At 63.2% G+C, this 410-nt stretch carries 1 protein-coding gene; it reads right to left on the reverse strand.

Annotated features, from left to right (window positions below; genetic code table 11):
• Positions 1–7: 7 nt before the first annotated feature.
• On the reverse strand, positions 8–410 hold a 403-nt coding region (locus DY467_RS25815; RefSeq protein WP_164639886.1), incomplete at its 5' end, for a DUF1847 domain-containing protein.

Below are 410 nucleotides of genomic sequence, written 5' to 3' on the forward strand. Positions count from 1 at the left end.
GACAGGTCTACAGCTCTCGCAGGCGCCGCGCGTCGCGCATCCGGCTGGAGTAGGTCTTGATGGTGTGGAAGGCCGCCACTGGATTGTGGGCGAGCACTCGATCTTTGACCACCAGCGTCGTCACCGGCGCTTCGGCATGGCGGATGAACAGCGAGTCGTGGCCGACGCACAGGCCCATGATGATGTTGAGCTGGGTGTGCTCGCGATTGAGCAACCGGGCCTGCAACACCGGATTGCAGCACGCTTCGTGGCCGGCTTTGATCTTCAGCTCTTCCGGCACGCCGATCTCGGTCTTGTCGATCGAGCCCACCTTGCACAGGGCGGTTCGGGTTTCGAAACCGGCGAGCCGGAGCACGTCGACAAGCAGCTTGGTCTCTTCGATCAGCCCGATGCAGGTGGCGATGCCGATC

Origin of the sequence: Rhodopseudomonas sp. BR0G17 (assembly GCF_010907025.1) — a bacterium.
Classification (GTDB): Bacteria; Pseudomonadota; Alphaproteobacteria; order Rhizobiales; family Xanthobacteraceae; genus Rhodopseudomonas; species Rhodopseudomonas palustris_H.